This window comes from Pseudomonas syringae KCTC 12500 (genome assembly GCF_000507185.2).
Classification (GTDB): Bacteria; Pseudomonadota; Gammaproteobacteria; order Pseudomonadales; family Pseudomonadaceae; genus Aquipseudomonas; species Aquipseudomonas syringae.
Genome location: NZ_AYTM02000002.1, coordinates 5,270,653 through 5,291,312 on the forward strand (window position 1 = coordinate 5,270,653; position 20,660 = coordinate 5,291,312).

Annotated in this window: 16 protein-coding genes; 7 read left to right on the forward strand and 9 right to left on the reverse strand. The window is 60.3% G+C overall.

Annotated elements, in window-relative coordinates:
- Positions 1-55: 55 nt before the first annotated feature.
- From V476_RS23600 to V476_RS23615, 4 genes are read right to left on the reverse strand one after another with little or no spacing between them, the layout of a single operon-like run.
- Positions 56-2,005, reverse strand: a complete 1,950-nt coding sequence (locus V476_RS23600; RefSeq protein ID WP_024961063.1) for an acetyl/propionyl/methylcrotonyl-CoA carboxylase subunit alpha — start codon at positions 2,003-2,005, stop codon at positions 56-58.
- Positions 2,002-2,877: a gamma-carboxygeranoyl-CoA hydratase gene (locus V476_RS23605; RefSeq protein WP_024961064.1), complete on the reverse strand. Its 876-nt coding sequence runs from the start codon at positions 2,875-2,877 to the stop codon at positions 2,002-2,004. Before V476_RS23605 ends, V476_RS23600 begins: the two co-directional genes overlap by 4 nt.
- A 14-nt stretch (positions 2,878-2,891) precedes the next feature.
- Positions 2,892-4,499: a carboxyl transferase domain-containing protein gene (locus V476_RS23610; protein ID WP_024961065.1), complete on the reverse strand. Its 1,608-nt coding sequence runs from the start codon at positions 4,497-4,499 to the stop codon at positions 2,892-2,894.
- Positions 4,500-4,512: 13 nt separating this feature from the next.
- Positions 4,513-5,676 (reverse strand): isovaleryl-CoA dehydrogenase, encoded by a 1,164-nt coding sequence (locus tag V476_RS23615; protein WP_024961066.1) that lies wholly within the window; start codon positions 5,674-5,676, stop codon positions 4,513-4,515.
- A gap of 243 nt (positions 5,677-5,919) precedes the next feature.
- Here V476_RS23615 and V476_RS28660 point away from each other — a divergent pair, with 243 nt between their 5' ends.
- Positions 5,920-6,177, forward strand: a complete 258-nt coding sequence (locus V476_RS28660) for a hypothetical protein (RefSeq protein WP_024961067.1) — start codon at positions 5,920-5,922, stop codon at positions 6,175-6,177.
- A 283-nt stretch (positions 6,178-6,460) separates the two neighbouring features.
- Here V476_RS28660 and V476_RS23625 read toward each other — a convergent pair whose 3' ends face one another.
- From V476_RS23625 to V476_RS23635, 3 genes are all read right to left on the reverse strand, one after another.
- Entirely contained in the window at positions 6,461-7,360 is a 900-nt protein-coding gene (locus V476_RS23625; protein WP_024961068.1) for a hydroxymethylglutaryl-CoA lyase, read from the reverse strand.
- Positions 7,361-7,390: 30 nt separating this feature from the next.
- Positions 7,391-7,783 carry a MerR family transcriptional regulator gene (locus tag V476_RS23630; RefSeq protein WP_024961069.1) on the reverse strand — a complete coding sequence of 131 codons (393 nt, stop codon included), beginning with the start codon at positions 7,781-7,783 and terminating at the stop codon, positions 7,391-7,393.
- Positions 7,784-7,948: 165 nt separating this feature from the next.
- Positions 7,949-8,878: a LysR family transcriptional regulator gene (locus V476_RS23635; protein ID WP_003318520.1), complete on the reverse strand. Its 930-nt coding sequence runs from the start codon at positions 8,876-8,878 to the stop codon at positions 7,949-7,951.
- 185 nt (positions 8,879-9,063) lie between these two features.
- Here V476_RS23635 and V476_RS23640 point away from each other — a divergent pair, with 185 nt between their 5' ends.
- Entirely contained in the window at positions 9,064-10,293 is a 1,230-nt protein-coding gene (locus tag V476_RS23640; RefSeq protein WP_003410294.1) for an acyl-CoA dehydrogenase, read from the forward strand.
- An 11-nt stretch (positions 10,294-10,304) separates the two neighbouring features.
- Here V476_RS23640 and V476_RS23645 read toward each other — a convergent pair whose 3' ends face one another.
- Positions 10,305-11,648 carry a substrate-binding domain-containing protein gene (locus tag V476_RS23645; protein WP_024961070.1) on the reverse strand — a complete coding sequence of 448 codons (1,344 nt, stop codon included), beginning with the start codon at positions 11,646-11,648 and terminating at the stop codon, positions 10,305-10,307.
- 146 nt (positions 11,649-11,794) lie between these two features.
- Positions 11,795-12,607, reverse strand: a complete 813-nt coding sequence (gene xthA, locus V476_RS23650) for an exodeoxyribonuclease III (protein WP_024961071.1) — start codon at positions 12,605-12,607, stop codon at positions 11,795-11,797.
- Positions 12,608-12,799: 192 nt separating this feature from the next.
- Between xthA and V476_RS23655 the strand changes: the two genes are divergently transcribed.
- The 5 genes from V476_RS23655 to tpx all read left to right on the forward strand — a co-directional run bounded on the left by V476_RS23655 (position 12,800) and on the right by tpx (position 20,569).
- The gene (locus V476_RS23655) at positions 12,800-13,471 is read left to right on the forward strand and encodes a GNAT family N-acetyltransferase (RefSeq protein WP_003345438.1); all 672 of its coding nucleotides are present in this window, start codon (positions 12,800-12,802) and stop codon (positions 13,469-13,471) included.
- A gap of 59 nt (positions 13,472-13,530) precedes the next feature.
- Positions 13,531-15,255 (forward strand): autotransporter assembly complex protein TamA, encoded by a 1,725-nt coding sequence (locus V476_RS23660; protein ID WP_024961072.1) that lies wholly within the window; start codon positions 13,531-13,533, stop codon positions 15,253-15,255.
- The gene (locus tag V476_RS23665) at positions 15,252-18,941 is read left to right on the forward strand and encodes a translocation/assembly module TamB domain-containing protein (RefSeq protein ID WP_024961073.1); all 3,690 of its coding nucleotides are present in this window, start codon (positions 15,252-15,254) and stop codon (positions 18,939-18,941) included. Before V476_RS23660 ends, V476_RS23665 begins: the two co-directional genes overlap by 4 nt.
- Positions 18,942-19,060: 119 nt before the next feature.
- Positions 19,061-19,978 (forward strand): LysR family transcriptional regulator, encoded by a 918-nt coding sequence (locus tag V476_RS23670; protein ID WP_024961074.1) that lies wholly within the window; start codon positions 19,061-19,063, stop codon positions 19,976-19,978.
- A 90-nt stretch (positions 19,979-20,068) separates the two neighbouring features.
- Positions 20,069-20,569: a thiol peroxidase gene (tpx, locus tag V476_RS23675; RefSeq protein WP_024961075.1), complete on the forward strand. Its 501-nt coding sequence runs from the start codon at positions 20,069-20,071 to the stop codon at positions 20,567-20,569.
- The last annotated feature ends 91 nt before the right edge of the window (positions 20,570-20,660 follow it).

Sequence of the window (20,660 nt, forward strand, 5' to 3'; positions counted from 1 at the left end):
GCACGAAAACGCCCTGACTGTTCAGGGCGTTTTCATGTGCGGCGGTTGACGAGCGTCAGTCCAGCTCCACCAGTATCGCGCCTTCGTTGACCATCTCGCCCTCATGGCAGTAAAGCGCGGTAATCACCCCGAAGCTGGCGGCGCGGATGCTGTGTTCCATCTTCATGGCTTCCAGCACCACCAGTTGAGCGCCAGGTTCGACAGCCTGACCCACTTCAACCAATACCCGTACGATGCTGCCATTCATCGGTGCTGTCAGCCCACCATGTTGACCCTCACCGACGTCTGCCTGAGCGATGGCGTCAAGCCGGGTGACGGTATGCACCTCGCCTTGCCATTCGAGATACAGCGTGTTGCCGCGTCGTATCGCCATGTGCCGCTGACGGACACCGTTGTGCTCGACCTGTAGATGCTCACCACTCAGAGTGAATAACGACGGGCTGCTGTGGCGCAGGCAGATGTTTCGGGTCTGACCGCTGCAGCTCAGTCGCACATCCGTCTGCGCGGGCAGCCCGGCGCGAAAGCCGCTGCTGACTACCCAGGGCGAATATGGATCGGCTTGATCGATGCGTGCCGGTTCGCTCTGGCTGAAGGCCTCGGCGGCGGCCTGCCAGAATGTCTCGTCCGGCTCGTCGGTTTGCGGCAGCAGTTGCGTCTGATGGCGGGGAATGAAGCCGGTATCAAGCTGCGCCGCGGCGAACGCTGGATGCGCGATGATTCGACGCAGGAAGGCCAGGTTGGTCCTGACTCCGCCCACTGCAAATTCATCGAGCATGGCCAGCAGGCGCAGACGGGCCTGCTCGCGGTCTTCGCCCCAGGCAATCAGCTTGCCGAGCATCGGGTCGTAGAAGGGCGAGATGCTGTCGCCTTCGGCAACGCCGCTGTCCACCCGCCTGCCGGGGCCGGGCGCAGGCTCTCTGTAGAGCTCCAGCGTGCCGGTGGCCGGGAGAAAGTCGTTGGCCGGGTCTTCGGCATACAGACGGACTTCGATGGCATGGCCGGTCAGGGGCACCTGATCCTGGGTGATGGGCAGCGATTCGCCTCTGGCGACACGGATCTGCCATTCCACCAGGTCCAGCCCGGTGATGTACTCGGTGACCGGGTGCTCTACCTGCAGACGGGTATTCATTTCCATGAAGAAAAACTCGCCGCGTGCGTCCAGCAGGAACTCCACCGTACCCGCACCCACGTAGCCGATGGCTTGTGCGGCTTTCACCGCAGCTTCGCCCATGGCTTTACGCAATGAAGCCGTCAGGCCGGGCGCCGGTGCTTCCTCGACGACCTTCTGGTGTCGGCGCTGAATGGAGCAATCGCGCTCATTGAGGTACAGGCAGTGGCCATGCCGGTCGGCAAACACCTGGATTTCGACGTGGCGCGGGGCGAGCACGTATTTCTCCACCAGCATTCTCGCATCGCCGAACGAGGACAGCGCCTCGCGTTGCGCTGAAGCTAGCGCTTCGGCCAGTTCGCCCGTGTGCTCGACCACTTTCATGCCTTTGCCGCCGCCGCCCGCGGTGGCTTTCAACAGCACCGGGTAGCCGATGCGCTCGGCCGCGGCACGGAACGTCTCGATGTCCTGTGCTTCACCGTGATAGCCAGGCACCAAAGGCACGCCTGCCTGCTCCATCAAGGCCTTGGCGGCGGATTTGCTGCCCATGGCATCGATGGCCGAGGCGGGAGGACCGAGGAAAATCAGCCCGGCGTTTTCGATGGCACGCGCAAAATCGGCATTTTCAGACAGAAATCCGTAGCCGGGATGGATCGCGTGCGCGCCACTCGCCCTGGCGGCTTCGATAAGCCTGTCGATCGCCAGATAACTGTCTGCGGCCTTGCTGCCGCCAAGGTCCACACAGAGATCGGCCTCGCGGCTATGGCGTGCGTCACGGTCGATGGCGCTGTGCACGGCGACCGTGGTAAGGCCCATGTTTTTCGCCGTGCGCATGATGCGGCAGGCAATCTCGCCGCGGTTGGCAATCAACAGCGTGGTCAGCTCGGGCGTGCTCATGATTGCGAGTCCTTCTGCGGTTCGTGCCGGGCTGCCGAGACTGTTGTAACGGGATCGCCAGGCGGCTGATCCTTGACGGGCTGCCAGCCGGGCGTGCGTTTCTGCAGAAAGGCGCGCAGGCCTTCCTGCCCTTCGGCACTGGTACGGATGCGCGCGATGGCGCTTTCGCAGTAGCGGCGTAGCGAAGGGGTCAGCTCGCCGTTGCCAACCTCGCGCAACAGCTCCTTGCTGACGCGCATGGCTTGCGGGCTGTTGAGCAGCAGGTTGTCGACCCAGTGCTGCGTTTGGTCTTGCAGCTCTGCAGCGGGGTAGCACTCGGCGACCAGACCGATCTGCTGCGCCCGCTGGCCATCGAAGCGCTCGGCCGTCAGGGTGTAGCGTCGCGTGGCGCGTTCGCCGATGGCCTTTACCACGAATGGGCTGATGACCGCTGGCGCCAGGCCGATGCGCACTTCTGACAGGCAGAACTGCGCATCCGCCGCTGCAATGGCCATGTCACAGCAACTGATCAGGCCCAACGCGCCGCCGAATGCTGCGCCCTGGACCACGGCGAGCGTCGGGATTTTTAGCTTGGCGAGGTTGTACATCAGCTCCGCCAGTTCGCGGGCGTCGTCCAGATTGGTGTTGTAATCCAGGTCTGCTGCCTGCTGCATCCACGCAAGGTCGGCACCGGCACTGAAATGCCGGCCACGGCCGCGCAACAGCAGAAAGCGCAGGCTGGCATCGCCTTGTACCTGGTCCAGCGCGATAATCAGCTCGCGGATCATCTGCGCGTTGAAGGCGTTGTTCTTGTCCGGTCGATTCAGCCACAGCGTGGCAAAGCCACGTGGGTCGTTGATCAGCTCTATGGTTGCGAATGAGGTCGAAGTCATGATCATTTCCCGGCTCACATTCGGAACAGGCCGAAGGTGGTAGGTTCGATGGGCGCGTTGAGCGAGGCGGAGAGGGCAAGCGCGAGAATGTCGCGGGTTTGTGCCGGGTCGATGACCCCGTCGTCCCACAGGCGCGCGCTGGAGTAGTAAGGATGGCCCTGATGCTCGTACTGATCGAGAATCGGCTGTTTCAGCTCTGCCTGCTGTTCGGCGCTGAACGCCTGGCCGGCCCGTTCGGCCTGCTCGCATTTGACCTGCACCAGCACGCCGGCCGCCTGCTCGCCGCCCATCACGCCAATCCGCGCGTTGGGCCACATCCATAGAAAGCGCGGATCGTAAGCGCGGCCACACATGCCGTAATTCCCCGCGCCAAAACTGCCGCCGATGATCACCGTGAATTTTGGCACCCTGGCGCAGGCCACGGCGGTCACCAGCTTGGCACCATGCTTGGCGATGCCGCCCGCTTCATACTTCTGGCCGACCATGAAGCCGGTGATGTTCTGCAGGAACAGCAGGGGGATGCCTCTCTGGCAGGCCAGCTCAATGAAATGCGCGCCTTTCTGTGCCGCTTCGGCGAACAGGATGCCGTTGTTAGCGAGGATCGCGATCGGGTAGCCATGCAGACGCGCGAAGCCACAGACCAGCGTGGTGCCGAACAGGGCCTTGAATTCGTCGAGTACCGAGCCATCCACCAGCCGCGCGATGACTTCCCTCACGTCGAATGGCTGTTTCGTATCGGCGGGGATGATGCCGTACAGGTCATCGCCGGGGTACAGCGGTGCAATGGGCGCGACGGTGTTCAGTTGGGCCTGCTTGCGCCAGTTAAGATTGGCGATGCTGCGGCGCGCCAGTGCGAGCGCGTGATCGTCATTGTCTGCGTAGTGATCGGCCACGCCGGACGTGCGACAGTGCACATCGGCACCGCCCAGTTCTTCGGCGCTGACCACTTCGCCGGTTGCTGCCTTGACCAGCGGCGGGCCGGCCAGAAAGATCGTGGCCTGCTGGCGCACCATGATCGCCTCGTCGGCCATGGCAGGTACGTATGCGCCACCTGCGGTACAGGAGCCCATGACCACCGCGATCTGGGCGATTCCTTGCGCGCTCATGTTGGCCTGGTTGAAGAAGATCCGCCCGAAATGTTCGCGGTCCGGAAACACTTCATCCTGACGCGGCAGGTTGGCGCCGCCGGAATCCACCAGATAAATGCACGGCAGACGGTTTTGCTGGGCGATCGTCTGGGCGCGCAAATGCTTCTTTACGGTCAGCGGGTAATAGGAACCACCTTTGACCGTGGCATCGTTGGCGATGATCATGCATTCGACGCCCTCGACCCGGCCGATTCCGGCGATCACGCCAGCGGCAGGTACCTCTTCGCCGTATACCTCATGCGCAGCCAGTTGGCCGATTTCCAGAAATGGTGAACCGGTGTCTAGCAAACGGTTGATACGCTCGCGCGGCAGCAACTTGCCGCGTGAGGTGTGGCGCTCCTGGGCTTTGGGGCCGCCACCTTGCTGGACGTTGCTCAACAGCGTGCGCAGTGCTTCGACCTGCTTGAGCAGGGCGTCGCGATTGAGGGTGAATTCAGGCGAGCGGGTGTTGATTCGGGTTTGCAGGATGGTCATGGTGGCTCCCCAATCAACGGGTTTCGTTGAACAGTTCGCGACCGATGAGCATGCGCCGAATTTCACTGGTGCCTGCGCCGATCTCGTAGAGTTTGGCGTCGCGCAATAGTCGGCCCGCCGGGAACTCGTTGATGTAGCCATTGCCGCCCAGAATCTGGATGGTCTCCAGCGCCATCTGCGTGGCGCGCTCCGCGCTGTACAGGATTACCCCCGCAGCATCCTTGCGAGTGGTCTCGCCCCGGTCACAGGCCTGGGCGACCGCGTACAGGTAGGCCCGGCTGGCATTGAGCTGGGTGTACATGTCTGCGACCTTGCCCTGAATCAGCTGAAACTCGCCGATGCTCTGGCCGAACTGCTTGCGGTCGTGAATGTAGGGCACCACCACGTCCATGCACGCCTGCATGATCCCGGTCGGTCCGCCAGAGAGCACGACGCGCTCGTAATCGAGGCCGCTCATCAGCACTCTGACCCCGCCATCAAGCACGCCCAGCAGGTTCTCCTCGGGCACCTCGACATCATCGAAAAACAGTTCGCAGGTGTTGGAGCCGCGCATGCCCAGCTTGTCGAACTTGCTGCCCCGCGAGAAGCCTTTCCAGTCGCGTTCGACGATAAACGCACTGATGCCGTGGGCTGCCTTTTCCAGATCGGTCTTGGCGTAGATCACGTAGGTGTCGGCATCCGGCCCGTTGGTGATCCATGTCTTGCTGCCGTTGAGCACATAATGATCACCGCGCTTGTCGGCGCGCAGTTTCATCGACACCACGTCCGAGCCTGCATTGGGTTCGCTCATGGCCAGCGCGCCAACGTGTTCGCCGCTGATCAGCTTGGGCAGGTAACGGGCCTTTTGTGCCGGGCTGCCATTGCGGTTGATCTGGTTAACGCAGAGGTTGGAATGCGCACCATAGGACAGCGCCACCGATGCCGATCCACGGCTTATTTCTTCCATGGCCACGACGTGCGCCAGATAACCCAGACCCGCGCCACCGTATTCTTCGCTGACAGTGATCCCCAATACGCCCATTTCACCGAACTTGCGCCACATGTCGGCGGGGAACAGGTTGCCCTTGTCGATCTGCGCTGCGCGCGGGGCAAGCTCTGCGGCGACGAAGGACTGCAACTGATCGCGCAGCATGTCAATGGTTTCGCCCAGGGCGAAGTTCAGGCTGGGGTAACTCATGGGGCATTCCTTTTTTGTTCTTGAGTGGCGCTTTGTTCATGGACGGCGCGTCTTTCTGGAAGCGGCTATAGCACCTATCTGCTATGACCTTTACGTTAACGTAAACCTGTAGGGTTTTGCTGTCAACGCCGATGCCTATGCGAACGACGGCTGATCAAGCTGTATTTTTCAGTGCAGAGGAAAGAGGGCGGAACGCCGGAAAGCCGGAAAGCACGAAGGGGAGCCTGGGCTCCCCTTCAAGGTATGTTGCTACGCTCTTTTTTGTTGTTCGGGAGGCCTGTTATTGTTTTTGGCGACCTGACCCGTCACATCTTTTTTGAGCGGTCCACATGCTGGACCAAGAGCAAACGTATTTTTTTGATCGCTGATGACACTTTCATCGTAGTGATCCAACCAGTTCGGCAGCTGCCTCAGGGCAGTTTTGTTGTTCTCTGTCTGGCTGCGAACAACTTGCGAAGCAAGCGATTCAGAAAAGCTATCCACTTCAAAAAAATCTGTTAGCTACGCCTCTGTCCGTGTTGTTCTTGTTATGTCAGAGCCGGTACGTGTTGTTTTTATTGGGTTGCTGCGTGTTTTTATTTTTGTTGTACAAGGGATATAGCAGGACCCGTGCCAGGTTTTCAAAACCCCTGTAATACCGGGGGATGACCTTGTTTTTTCCGGCATCGGGCCGTTTGATTCTGCGGCCGAGTGTTTCCGTGTTACCCGTTTGTCTCTGCTCGACGCGGGGCACAGTAACACTCTGTGGCAAGTTGTCGCACCCTGTTACCGACAGGTGACAGTGCTACGCAGACAGTCTGGCCTTGGCCACGCGAGAGCCATTGCTGCGTTGCAGCACGTCGCAGATGCGCTGGCCCGCCGCGATGACCTGGTCCAGATCGACCCCGGTTTCGATACCCAGCCCCTGCAACATGTACAGCACGTCTTCAGTGGCAACATTGCCGCTGGCCCCCTTGGCGTAAGGGCAGCCACCGAGGCCGGCCACGGAGCTGTCGAACACCTGGATGCCTTCCTCCAGGCTTGCATAGATGTTTACCAGCGCCTGGCCATAGGTGTCGTGGAAGTGGCCGGCCAGCTTGCCGCGCGGTATCTGCGCAGCCACGGCGTTGATCAATGCCCGTGTGGCGCCCGGCGTACCGGTTCCGATGGTGTCACCCAAGGAAATTTCATAGCAGCCCATCGCGTGCAGTTGGTTGGCGACCGTGGCGACCTGTTCGGGCGAAACGCTGCCCTCGTAAGGGCAGCCCAACACGCACGACACATACCCTCGAACCCTCACGCCATGCATTCGTGCTGCTTCAATGACAGGCGCGAAGCGTTCCAGGCTTTCGCCGATCGAGCAGTTGAGGTTGCGGTGCGAGAACCCTTCGGTCGCCGCTGCGAACACCGCGACTTCTCTGACCCCGGCAGCCAATGCGTCTTCGAAGCCGCGCAGATTCGGCGCCAGAGCCGAATAGATAACGCCTTCACGGCGCTGGATCCGTTCGAACACCTGCGCGGAGCCCGCCATCTGCGGCACCCATTTGGCCGAGACAAAGCTGCCGACTTCGATGTGGCTCAGCCCGGCTGCCGTCAGGTCATCCACCAGGCGCACCTTGGCGTCGACACTGATGGGTTGTGCTTCATTCTGCAGGCCGTCACGCGGGCCGACTTCGACGAGATTCACCTTTTGCGGGAGGGACATGGCGGCGCCTTTGTGGTGAGTGCGAATGGGTCAGAGTGGGGCAGCAGCGGTCTTATCGAGTGCGGCTCGGCAGCGCTCTTCGGCGGTGTCCAGCTCCAGCTGCATCTGGCGTATGTCCAGCAACTGCTGTTCCAATTGATCACGGCGTTCGGCGATCTTGCCCAGCATGGTCTGCAACTGCTTCTGATTGCCGCCGGTAGGGTCATACAACGAGATCAGTTCCTTGCACTCGGCCAGGGAAAAACCGATGCGTTTGCCTCGCAGGATCAGTTTCAGGGTGACCTTGTCACGCGCCGTATAGATACGTTCCAGGCCCTTGCGTTCAGGGCTGAGCATGCCTTGCTCTTCGTAAAAGCGTATGGCGCGGGTGGTGATGTCCAGCTCGCGGGCGAGTTCGGAAATGCTGTAGGTGTGACTGCTCATGGCGTGGCTCGGCGAGGGTTGCAGCCGCAAAGCTAAGGGCTGCTTTACGTTTACGTCAAGCAGTGGTGGCGATGCCAGCGCTTGAGCGGTCGCCAACCTGTGCTTCGAAACAACATTAAGTTAATAACTTAAATTATTAATAATCAATAATTTGAGTTAAATATTTCATGCATTTTCGAGGTTTTGTTCCTGCGCCACAACCCGCTGTGAAAGCTCGATGATCTGTTCACGCATCCAGCGGTTGGCCGGGTCCTGGTCGGTGCTTTCATGCCAGTACAGGTGGGTCTCGACCGACGGAACGTCGCTGACTGGCAGGTAGACATAGTGCAAGTCATTACGACGGGCGAAGCGTTCGGGCACGGTCATGACCATGTCGGTCTGCTGCAGCACCTGGGTTGCCATCATATAGTGTTGCGAGCGCAACGCGATCCTGCGCTGGATGCCCATCTTGCCGAGCGCCAGATCCACATGGCCCAACCCGCTGCGGCGGCTGGAGATATGGATATGTGACTGGCTCAGGTAATCGTCGAGGGTCAGCGTGGCCTTGTTCGCCAATGGATGCCCCTTGCGCATGCCACACACATAGCGGTCCTCCATCAGCTTCACGTGGCGCACCTGCGGGTCAGTGTTGAGCGGTGCGTCCACAGCGAAGTCGAGGCGTCCTGCGGCCAGTTCCTTGGTGGTTTCCCGGCGCTTGGACAGAAAGCTTTCGATGGTCACTGCAGGTGCCAGACGCCGCAGACGCTGGAACAGCGCCGGCAGAATCACTGCCTCGGTCAGGTCGGTCATGCTGATGCGGTAATTCTTGTTGGCCTGCAGCGGGTTGAAGATGCGACTTTCCTGCACCGATACCCTAAGCAACGAAAGCGCGTTGCGCACCGGGCCGATGATGTTTTGCGCCATCGGTGTCGGCACCATGCCCTGTGCCGTGCGCACGAACAGCGGGTCGTTGAAGGTCTCGCGCAGCCGCGCCAGTGCGTTGGAGACCGCAGGCTGGGTAATGCCGACAATCTGTCCGGCGCGGGTCAGGTTGGCTTCGGTGTAGATGGCGTCGAAGACAATGAAAAGGTTGAGATCGACCTTGTTCAGGTTCATTGATGGGGCGCCTCGTGCCGTTATTGTGATTGATTGTTTAGAGGGGTGGTAATGCCGCAAGGGTGACGGATCATATATCGGTTATGAATGTTTATACACGCTGGGAATAGATTAGATAAATGTGCAGCGTTTCTCTAGCATCGCGTTCATGACTTCGACAACCTGATCGACACGGTGGCGACCCCATGGATTTTGCGTACTCCCCGAAGGTGCAGGCCCTGCGTGAACGCGTCACGGCGTTCATGGATGCCTACGTTTATCCGGCCGAGCCGGTTTTCGAGCGGCAAGTGGCCGAAGGGGATCGCTGGCAGCCCACGGCAATCGTGGAAGAGCTCAAGGCCCGGGCCAAGTCCGAAGGATTGTGGAATCTGTTTCTGCCCGACTCCGGACTGGGCGCCGGCCTGAGCAATCTGGAATATGCGCCGCTGGCGGAAATCATGGGTCGCTCATTGCTCGGTCCGGAGCCCTTCAATTGCTCGGCGCCTGACACTGGCAACATGGAGGTACTGGTCCGCTATGCCAGCGAGGAACAGAAAGCCCGCTGGCTCGAACCGCTGCTGCGTGGTGAGATTCGCTCTGCCTTTGCCATGACCGAGCCCGACGTAGCCTCGTCGGACGCCACCAATATGGCCGCGCGCGCCGAGCGTGACGGTGACCAGTGGGTCATCAACGGTCGCAAGTGGTGGACCTCCGGTGCCTGCGACCCGCGCTGCAAAATCCTTATATTCATGGGCCTGAGCAGTCCTGAGGGGCCGCGCCATCAGCAGCATTCGATGATTCTGGTACCGGTCGATACGCCCGGCGTGAAGATCGTGCGGCCACTGCCGGTGTTCGGCTATGACGATGCGCCCCATGGTCACGCCGAAGTGCTGTTCGAAAACGTCAGGGTCCCGTTCGAAAACGTGCTGCTCGGTGAGGGGCGGGGGTTTGAAATCGCACAGGGAAGGCTCGGGCCGGGACGCATTCACCACTGCATGCGCTCGATCGGCATGGCGGAGCGGGCGCTGGAGCTGATGTGCAGACGTTCCATTGACCGCGTCGCGTTCGGCAAGCCGTTGGCCAGGCTGGGCGGCAATATCGACCTGATCGCCGACTCCCGCATGGAAATCGACATGGCACGCCTGCTGACCCTGAAGGCGGCCTACATGATGGATACCGTGGGCAACAAGGTCGCCAGAAGCGAAATCGCGCAGATCAAGGTGGTCGCGCCCAATGTGGCGCTGAAGGTCATTGATCGGGCGATCCAGATGCACGGCGCCGCCGGAATTTCCAGTGATTTTCCGCTGGCTTACATGTACGCCATGCAGCGTACGTTGCGTCTGGCTGACGGCCCGGATGAAGTGCATCGCGCTGCCGTCGGCAAGTATGAGTTAGGCAAATATATGCCGGCAGGTACCACGCGCAGCAGCTCCTAGCTACCGGTCGATCACTGTACCCACACTTCAACTCGACGGTTCTTGATCCGGCCGTCGTCGATTTCATTGGTGGCCACCGGCATTTCGTCACCCAGGCCAACGATATCGCGGAACGTCACGCCACTTTTCAGCAGTTCCCGGCGCACGGCCATGGCACGCAGCCTGGAGAGCAGGGCAGCACGCTCCGGGTCGCTCTTGGCGTCGCCGAAGCCGACCAGCGTTACGTGCTGATCCAGTTTGCCGCTGGTTTTCAGATAATCCGCGACCCGCTTGAGGTCCTGCTGCGCCTTGTTGTCCAGGCGCGCGCTGCCTCGGGCAAAGCGGAAGTTGACTGACAGGCGCTCGGCCTTGCGTGCCAGTGCCTGGTAATCGGCGGGCATCTGCGCGGTAGGCTGCACCTTGAGCACCTGCACCGTCTGTGCGACAAAGCCGCTTTGCGCGACGATAGCCTGGCCCTCGGCACTCTGCGCGAAGCGGACCAATGCTTGCGCCCAACGCTGAGGGGTGGACGTGGGCACATAAAAGTACAGCCGTCGCGACAACGGATAGTCTTCGGTGGCAATCAGGTTGACGGTCGGCAGCATGGGCCTGGAATCGCCGTCGGCGATGGCCACCGCCTTGGCGCGGCGTATGGAAGGCAAGCCAGTGAAGCCGATGCCATTTATGTCCTTGCTGACTTCGTCAGAGAGCTGTTCGCTGGACTCGAATCGCGCAGCGCTGCCGAGCAGGGTTTTGCCGTATTTGGTCAGTACCAGGTCCTTGAACGTCTCGTAGGTGCCGGACTTTTCATCGCGCACATAGAGATGGATGGTGCCTGGATTGCCACCGACCTCACTCCAGTTTCTGACTTCGCCACTGAAAATGCGTGCCAGTTGGAGGGTATCCAGCTGTCTCAGCGGATTGCCGGGATGCACGATCACCGCAACGCCGTCGATGGCAATGGTTTGCTCGCTGGCCGCGCTTTTCAGGTCCCCCAGACTGGTCAGGTCTTTGGCCTCTTGATCCTTGATCGGTCGAGAGGAGGCCGCGATATCTGCGTTACCTGCTTTTAGCGCGGTAAAACCGGTGCCTGAACCATGCGCAGCGATTTCGACACTGACAGGTTGTCCGGTGGCCGTAGTCCCAACGACGCGCTGTTCATTAATAGTGTTGCCGGGAAGGATCTGTACCGACTGCAGACCTTGCTGGCGCATCAATCCTTCGGCCAGCGCAGGCCCCAGTTGCGCATTGATGGTGTTGGAGCCTTGAATGCGCAAGGCCGGTATATCGCCAGCGGGCAACGGCAGCGCGGCTTGCGCGAAAGCGGACAGGGTGGCGCTCGACAGAATGAACGCCGTAAGCAAAGCGCGCAGCATCGGCGTCACCATGAATCACGGGAGGGTGCCGGGAGAATAAGTCAGAGAGATTGCCGGAATATGACAGTTTCAGGGGCTGTGCGTGTTTCAGCGCGACCCAATCCTTATTAAAGAAGGATCGCGCAAGAGGGGCCAGTAGGGGGCAATCAGCTCAGTTCCAGCCAGATCGGCGCGTGGTCGGACGGCTTTTCCATTGCGCGCAAATCGTAATCCACACCCGCTTCCTTGATGCGTGGCTGCAAACCGGTAGAGGTCATGATCAGATCGATGCGCAGGCCGCGTTTGGGCTCGTCTTCAAAGCCACGGCTGCGATAGTCGAACCAGCTGAAGCGGTCAACGACCTCCGGGTACAGGTGACGAAAGCTGTCCACCAGGCCCCAGTTTTTCAAGCGCTCCATCCACTCCCGCTCTTCAGGCAGAAAGCTGCACTTGCCGGTTTTCAGCCAGCGTTTGGCGTTATCGGCGCCGATGCCGATATCGCAGTCCTGCGGAGAAATATTCACGTCGCCCATGACGATCAGCGGCTGGTCGTTGCGAAATTGTCCCTCGAGCAGCGTTTGCAGGTTTTCGTAAAAGCGCTGTTTGGCGGGGAATTTGGTCGGGTGATCACGGCTCTCGCCCTGTGGAAAGTAGCCATTCATGATGGTCACCGGCAGGCCATTGCTGTCGGCGTAAGTGCCCCAGATGAAACGCTTCTGGGATTCCTCGTCGTCCCCCTCGAAGCCCTTGTGCAGGGCCAGCGGCGCATTGCGCGACAGCAGCGCGACACCGTAATGGCCTTTCTGGCCGTGGAAGTGAACGTGGTAGCCCAGCGCTTCGACTTCCGCCTGGGGGAATTGCTCGTCCGAAACCTTGGTTTCCTGAAGACCGATCACGTCAGGCTGATGTTTGTCGATCAGCGCCGCCAACTGATGCGGTCGAGCGCGCAGACCATTGATGTTGAACGAGACGATTTTCATAAAACAGCGGTCCTGAGCAAAAACAAACAGCGATGCTAGCCGACCTGTGGTTTCAGGACCAGTGCCGCGTCGGAAGCGCAGGCCATGGCGTGTCTGGATAAATCGTTGGAACTGTTATCAATGGCCATCACTCGAAAGCCTGCTTGCCAAAACCGCTGCGCCAGACGCAGTTCCGTTAACACGAGGCCCTTTATGTCCCTACCTGCTGCCATCACGGGTGAAATTCGCCAACTCGACAGTGGTTATTCCCGTGAAACCCGCTCCTTGCTGTTCAGGGCCTACCGCCACGATCCGACATTTGCCTATCTGTTCAACGCCGAGCGTGAGGGCTATGAGCAACGCGTGTTGGCGACCATTCGCCAATTGGTCAAACAACACTTTCTGCAAAACCAGCCCGCGCTGGGCCTGTTCCTGCAGGACCGCCTGGTCGGCGTAGCGCTGATCGCGCCGCCGCAGCGTCGTCTGGGTGTCACCGAAAGCTGGGCGTGGCGCTTGCGCATGGTGATGGACACAGGTCTGGGTTGCACCCAGCGTTATCTGGCGTATTACAACGCAGTTCTTGCCTGCGTACCGTCGGAAACCGTGCATGTGCTGCCGTTGATCGGCCTTGATCCGGAGTTTCAGGGGCAGAAGCTCGGTCAGGACCTGAGCGAGCAACTGCTGGCGGCGTTGCACGACTGGTGCGCAGTGGATGAACACTCCCAGGGAATCGTGGTAGACACCGGCAATCCGCGTTATCTGGAGTTCTATAAGCGACAGGGCTACGAAGAGATCGGTGAAATTGCTGTAGGGCCTGTCCGAGAGCATGTATTTTTTCATCCCAACCCTCAGGTATCACTGCCGGTCCCTGACGTAATGGCCTGAATATCCGACAATTCGTGGGCTTCCAGTGCAGCCTGTCGATCGTGGTAGCATCTACGCCCATGAAGCTCTTCAGACTATTCAGCAGCGTGTTCCTGATGACCATGAGTGCGGCCGCGCTTGCCCAGGCCCGCCTCGATGTCAGGATCAAGCCTGCCAATCCGCAACTCAAGGCCAACGTCGAAGGGTATGTCGGTGATCTGGGCGAGCGTGATGCCCAGGCATTGCGCAACTTCAGCCTTGGCGCCGAGCAGCAGGCGGAAAAAGCCGCTCAGGCGCTGGGTTATTACCAGGCGCAGATCGACAGTGAAATCAAGGATGGAGAGCAGCCCAGCCTGGTGATCAATATCCAGCCGGGCGAACCCATTCATCTGCGCAACGTGGTGATTCGGGTCGAAGGGCCGGCGGCAGCGATGAAGGCCTTTCGTGTGCCCAGCAGCGACGCCCTGAAAACCGGCGCGGTGTTGAATCACGGCAATTATGAAGACGCCAAGCGTCTGATCCAGAATCAGGCCTCGCGCTACGGATTTTTCAGTGGACACTTCACCAGCCAGCGTCTGGCCATCGATCCGCGGGCCGGTGTGGCCGATATCGAACTGGTTTATGAAAGCGGACCGCGCTACACGCTCGGCAAGGTCATGTTCAGTGGCGACGCGCCATTTGATGACGATCTGCTCAAACGCATGGTGCCGTTCAAGGAAAACACGCCTTACGACTCCCAACTGATTGCCGAACTGACCCAGGCTATGCAGGGCAGCGGCTATTTCGAGGGCGTACGGGTCGATGCGGCGCCCACCGCAGCGCAAAACCAGGTCATTCCGGTGACCGTCCAGCTCGAAACCCGCAAACCTCGCACCATGGGGTTGGGGCTGGGCTATTCGACCGACGTCGGCCCGCGAGGCAAAGCCAACTGGACCCGGCACTGGGCCAGCCCGCAGGGCCACAGCTATGGCTTCGAATCCGAGATCTCCGCGCCACGGCAAAATGTCGGCCTGTGGTACGACGTGCCCCTCGACCCGCCGCTGACCGACAAATTGCGCTACGCCGGCGGGTATCAGTATGAAGAGATCGCCGGAACCGACAGCCTCAGCAAGTTGCTGACTGCCGGCCCCGAATGGCACAGCAAGCTGCCCAGCGGTTGGGAGCGGGTCATATCCCTGAAGTGGCAGCGTGAAGAATACCGCCTGGGCGACGACGCCGGCCTCAGCACGTTGCTGATGCCGGGTATCAGTTACTCGTACCTGCGCAGTGACAACCGTATCGACCCGCACCAGGGTTACCGCTTGCAATTCGACACGCAGGTGGCCAAGGAGGGCATGTTGTCTGACGCCAACCTGGTGCATGCCAATGTGCTGCTCAAAGGGCTGACGACCGTCGCGCAAAATCACCGCTTTCTCGGTCGTGTGCAGTTTGGCGGCAACCTCACCGACGGTTACACCTCGATACCACCATCGCTGCGCTTTTTTGCCGGCGGTGATCAAAGCGTGCGCGGCTATGACTATCAGAAGCTGTCACCGACCAATTCCGACGGCGACCGCATCGGTGGGCGATACATGTTTGCCGGCAGCGTCGAATACCAATATTCCATTGCTGATAAATGGCGCCTGGCGACCTTCATCGATCAGGGCAACTCGTTCAACAGCCTGGACAAGCCAGACCTGAAAACCGGGGTTGGTTTCGGCGTGCGCTGGGTATCTCCAGTGGGCCCTCTGCGTCTCGATCTGGCCCACGCGCTGGACGATGAAGGCGGAATCCGTCTGCACTTTTCGATGGGGCCGGAGCTTTGAACAAGGCGAACATCACCCGCGGCGCCAAGATCGTCGGGCTGGGACTTGTTGCATTACTGCTGCTGGTAGTCATCAGTGTCGCGCTGCTGCTGGGCACTCATACGGGCAGTCAGTGGGCCTTGGCTCGGGTGCCAGGTGTTCAGCTGGAAAACTTCCAGGGACGACTGGGCGGCCAGTGGAGCGCCGAGCGCCTCGTGTGGCAGCAGGGCGCAGATCGCGTCGAGGTTCAATCCATCGATTTCGCCTGGACGCCTGCCTGCCTGTTGAAGATGACGCTATGCATCGACCGTCTGCATGCGCAGCAGGTGCTGATGCATTTCCCGCCGAGCGATACGCCCGCCAGCGACGGCCCGATCCAGTTACCGACGCTCAGGTTACCGCTGGCGCTGCAACTGGGTGATATACAGCTGGGCGGTGTGCAACTGGATGGCGTCGAACAGTTGCGCGATCTCAAGCTGGCAGCGCACTGGACCGCAGAAGGCTTGAAGATCGACAGTGCGCACCTGCAACGGGATGCGCTGGTGCTGGACCTCAATGGCCTGCTGAAACCCGAGGGCGACTGGCCACTCAGCGTTCAAGGTCAACTGCAACTTCCGCCACAGGATGGCCAGCCCTGGACGCTGGCGCTGGATGTTCAGGGCGACCTGCTGAAGACGCTGCAGCTTAAGGCGGACAGCAGCGGTTATCTGCCGGGTTTGCTGACCGGCGAGTTGCAGCCCCTGGCCGAGCACCTTCCGGCACGCATCAAGCTGACTGCCGAGCACTTCAAACCCAGCGCTGCATTGCCTGATACGGTGCAGCTGGACCAGTTGCTGCTGACGGCCGAGGGCAATCTTGACTCGGGCTATCTGATAGATGGCAGCGCCAGCCTGCCCGCAGAAAAAGGCCCGGTTGCGTTGTCATTGAAAGGAAATGTGGATGCCAACGGCGCAACCATCGCCGCACTCGATCTGGCCGCCGATGATCAGCAGCGTCTGGCCATCAACGGCAAGATGAACTGGCAGAGCGGTTTTTCTGCGGATGCAAGCATCGACTGGCTGGATTTCCCCTGGCAACGCCTGTATCCACTGGCGGCAGAGCCTCAGGTGGCATTGCATGCCTTCAAGGGTGATATTTCCTATACCGATGGCAATTACCTCGGCAATTTCAACGCCAGCCTCAAAGGGCCTGCCGGTGCATTCACCCTGGTCAGCCCGTTCAGCGGCAACCTGCAGGAGATCCATCTGCCGCAACTGGAACTGGTCGCCGGGCAGGGCAAGGCCAGCGGTTTCCTGAACCTGCAATTCGCTGACGGCATCGGCTGGGATACGGCTCTGGACCTGAGTGCGCTGGACCCTTCATTCTGGGTTGCCGAACTGCCCGGCACACTGGCAGGCCCGTTGCGCAGTAAAGGTCAGATGCGCAATGAGCAGCTTGACCTCAGCGCCGACCTCGATTTGAAAGGGCGTCTGCGTGGTCAGCCGGCGCTGCTGCAAGCCAAGGCTGACGGCCGTGATCAGCAATGGAATGTCAGCAGCCTGAGCATCCGCCTCGGGGACAACCGTATTCAAGGTACGGGTAGTCTGCAGGAGCGTCTCAAGGGTCAGTTGGACCTGGATCTGCCGCGTCTGGCCCAGCTATGGCCACGCTTGCAGGGGCAAGTCAAAGGCCGGCTGGATCTGGCCGGAACGCTGCAGGCGCCTCAGGGGCAATTGGCCTTGCAGGGCAGCCAGCTCGCCTTGCAAGACAATCGTCTGCAAACCCTGACGCTCAACGCCAGACTGGATCAGGCGCAGCGCGCGGACATCAGCCTCAAAGGTGCCGGTATTCAGGCTGGCGATACCCAGTTGGGCACCTTGCTGGTGGACGGTCAGGGTACGCTCAAAAACCAGCAACTGAAACTGGACCTGCAAGGACCATTGCTCAAGCTGGCCATCGGCCTTGACGGTGGTCTGGACAAGGGTGATTGGCGAGGCCGACTGGCCAGCGGTACGTTGCAAAGCGGCGGGCAGAACTGGCGTTTGCAGCAGCCGGCGAAGATCGAGCGTCTGGCCGATGGCCGCCTCAACTTCGGTGCGCATTGTTGGTTGTCCGGGGCCGCCAGCCTGTGTGGCGGTGATCAGCGCCTGATGCCGGAACCCCATCTGCGTTATCAGCTCAAGAATTTCCCGCTGGACAGCCTGGCGCAATGGATGCCCAAGGATTTTGCCTGGAAGGGCGCGCTGAATGCAGATGTGCAGCTCGACATCCCGGCAGCCGGCCCCAGCGGCAAGGTCACGATCGACGCCGGAGGTGGGACGCTGCGGGTCCGCAACAACAATCAGTGGCTGGACTTCCCTTATCAGACGCTGAAACTGGCCACCACGCTGGCGCCCAAGCGCATCGACACGCGTCTGGACTTCGACGGCGGCAAGCTGGGAAGGCTGCTGCTCAACGCGCAGATCGACCCACTGGCGAAGGACAAAACCCTGGCAGGTGACTTCAACCTCTCGGGGCTGGATATCTCGGTGGCACGTCCTTTCGCGCCGATGGTGCAGAAACTCAAAGGACGTCTGAATGGCAATGGCCGGTTGTCAGGCACGTTGCTGGCGCCACTGGTCAACGGCAACGTGACGCTGGAAGGCGGTGAAGTGGCGGGCGCAGAGCTGCCCATGGAGCTGCACGACCTCAAGGTCCAGGCGTTGATTGCCGGAGAAAGCGTACAGCTCAACGGCGGTTGGAAAAGTGGCAGCACCGGGCAGGGCAGCCTGGGCGGTCAGGTGGCTTGGGGGCAGAGCCTGAACGTCGATGTGAGCCTCAAGGGCTCGCGCCTGCCGATCAATGTCGAACCCTATGCGGCGGTAGAGGCTGCGCCTGACCTGAAAATCTCCATGCAGGGAGAGCGACTGGCCATCTCCGGCAAGGTGCTGGTGCCCAAGGGCGCGATTACGATACGCGAGTTGCCGCCTTCTACTGTGAAGCTCTCCGGCGACACGGTGATCGTTGGACAGCAGACCGAGCAGGGCGCTCCGCCGCTGGCTGTGGCGATGGACATCGATGTGGACGTCGGCCAGGAAAAGCTCAGCTTCAGCGGGTTCGGGCTCACCGCCAATCTGGTCGGGCATGTGCACATCGGTGACAACCTGGACACCCGTGGCGAACTGAACCTGAACGATGGTCGTTATCGTGCCTACGGGCAGCGGCTGACCATTCGCAAGGCGCGCTTGCTGTTTGCCGGCCCGGTCGACCAGCCTTATCTGGACATCGAGGCGATTCGGCAGACCGACGACGTGATTGCCGGTATCCGTCTGACCGGCAGTGCCGAGCAGCCTACCACCGAGGTGTTCTCCGAACCTGCGATGAGCCAGGAGCAGGCGCTCTCCTATCTGGTCATGGGCAGACCGCTCAGTACTTCCGGCGAAGACAACAACATGGTTGCTCAGGCCGCGCTGGCGCTGGGTGTAGCAGGCAGCTCGTCGACCACCGGCAAGCTCGCGGATAATCTGGGTATCAAGGACTTCGAGCTGGACACCTCGGGAACCGGCGACAAGACCAACGTGGTTGCCAGCGGCAAGATCACCGACAAGCTCAGCCTGCGCTATGGCGTAGGCGTGTTTGAACCGGCCAACACCATCGCCTTGCGCTATCTGCTCAGCAAGCGCGTGTACCTTGAGGCCGCGAGCGGTGTTGCCAGCTCCCTGGATATTTTCTATAAAAGGGACTTCTAGGCGAGGGCCGGCGGCGCTAATGGCATGGTCTGGCGTCCAGCCGCCTGGTCTTTCCCGGACGTCCCTCTTGCACCTGCAAGTCCCTTCACACCTCATCTACCTTCAGGTTGCCGGTCATCATGGATCGATTCAACGCCATGCGCGTATTCACCCGTATCGTCGAGCTGGGCGGTTTCGCCAGAGCGGCCGAGAGTCTGCACATGCCGCGTGCCTCGGTGACGGTACTGATCAAGCAGTTGGAAGCGCACCTGGGCGTACAGCTTTTGCAACGGACGACACGTCAGGTCAGCGCCACCCCGGACGGCAAGGCCTATTACCAGCGCTGCGTCAGCCTGCTGGCCGATTTGGATGATGCTGAAGCATCGTTTTCGGCGACGGGGGCCGAGCCCAAGGGGTTGCTGCGTGTCGATCTGCCGGTCAATCTGGGGCGCATGATGATCATCCCGGCGTTGCCTGAGTTCAGCCGGCGCTACCCGCAGATCCGCCTGGAAATCGGCATGAGTGACAGGCCGGTCGATCTGATCCGCGAAGGTGTGGACTGCGTGTTGCGTGCCGGCGCGGCACTGGATGAAACACTGGTGGCCAGGCCACTGGGCAGTCTGACCCAGATTACCTGCGCCAGTCGTGAGTATCTGGAGCAGCACGGCACGCCACTGAACTTGCAGGAGCTCGTGCAACATCAAGTAATCGAATATTTTTCGACCAGCACTGGCAAGCGTTATGGGCTGGAGTTCATGGCCGATGGCATGGGCGTTGAACATGCATCGGCCTGCTCGATCGCTGTCAACAGTGCCGATGGCTATGTCGCGGCGTGCGAAGCCGGGTTCGGCCTGATTCAGGTGCCGCGCTACCATGTCGCCGCGCAATTGCGCAGCGGTGTACTGGTGGAAGTATTGCGATTGCATCGTCCGCCGCCGCTGCCACTGACGGCGCTTTACCCCCCGCATCGACAGTTATCACGACGGGTCAGGGTATTCGTTGATTGGCTGGTGGAATTGTGTGCCCACACAGATATTAGGGACAGACTGGTTTCCTGAAAAAAATTCAGAATTATCCCATATAGGCCGCGGCACACTTTCGTGTTTAACTTCCGGCTCTTTCATCCATTTTGAAAAGGAACGTGTTTCATGGCTCAAGTGACCCTCAAAGGCAGCCCCGTTCAGGTCAGTGGCAACCTGCCTGAAGTCGGTAGCAAGGCACACGATTTCACGCTGGTTGGCGCAGGTCTTGCGGGTAAAACCCTGGCTTCCTTCGCCGGCAAGCGCAAGGTATTGAACATCTTCCCTAGCGTCGATACGCCGACCTGTGCCACTTCGGTACGTAAATTCAACACCCAGGCCAATGACCTGAGCAACGCCGTGGTTCTGTGCATCTCGGCTGACCTGCCGTTCGCCCAGGCCCGGTTCTGCGGCTCCGAAGGGCTGGAGAATGTCCAGAACCTGTCCTCGTTCCGCAGTGCTGATTTTGCTCGGAATTATGGTGTTGCCGTTGCAGACGGCCCGCTCGCGGGTCTGACTGCGCGCGCCGTGGTAGTGCTGGACGAGAACGACAAAGTGCTGCACAGCGAACTGGTTGCCGAGATCGGTAGCGAGCCCAACTATGACGCTGCATTGGCTGTGCTGAAGTAACTTTCCGCAACCTGTCGACGGCCTGAATCCGCTCAGGCCGTTTTTTTGTTTGTGCTTCATACGTTTATCCAAAGTAAGCGCTTGGTAAAGG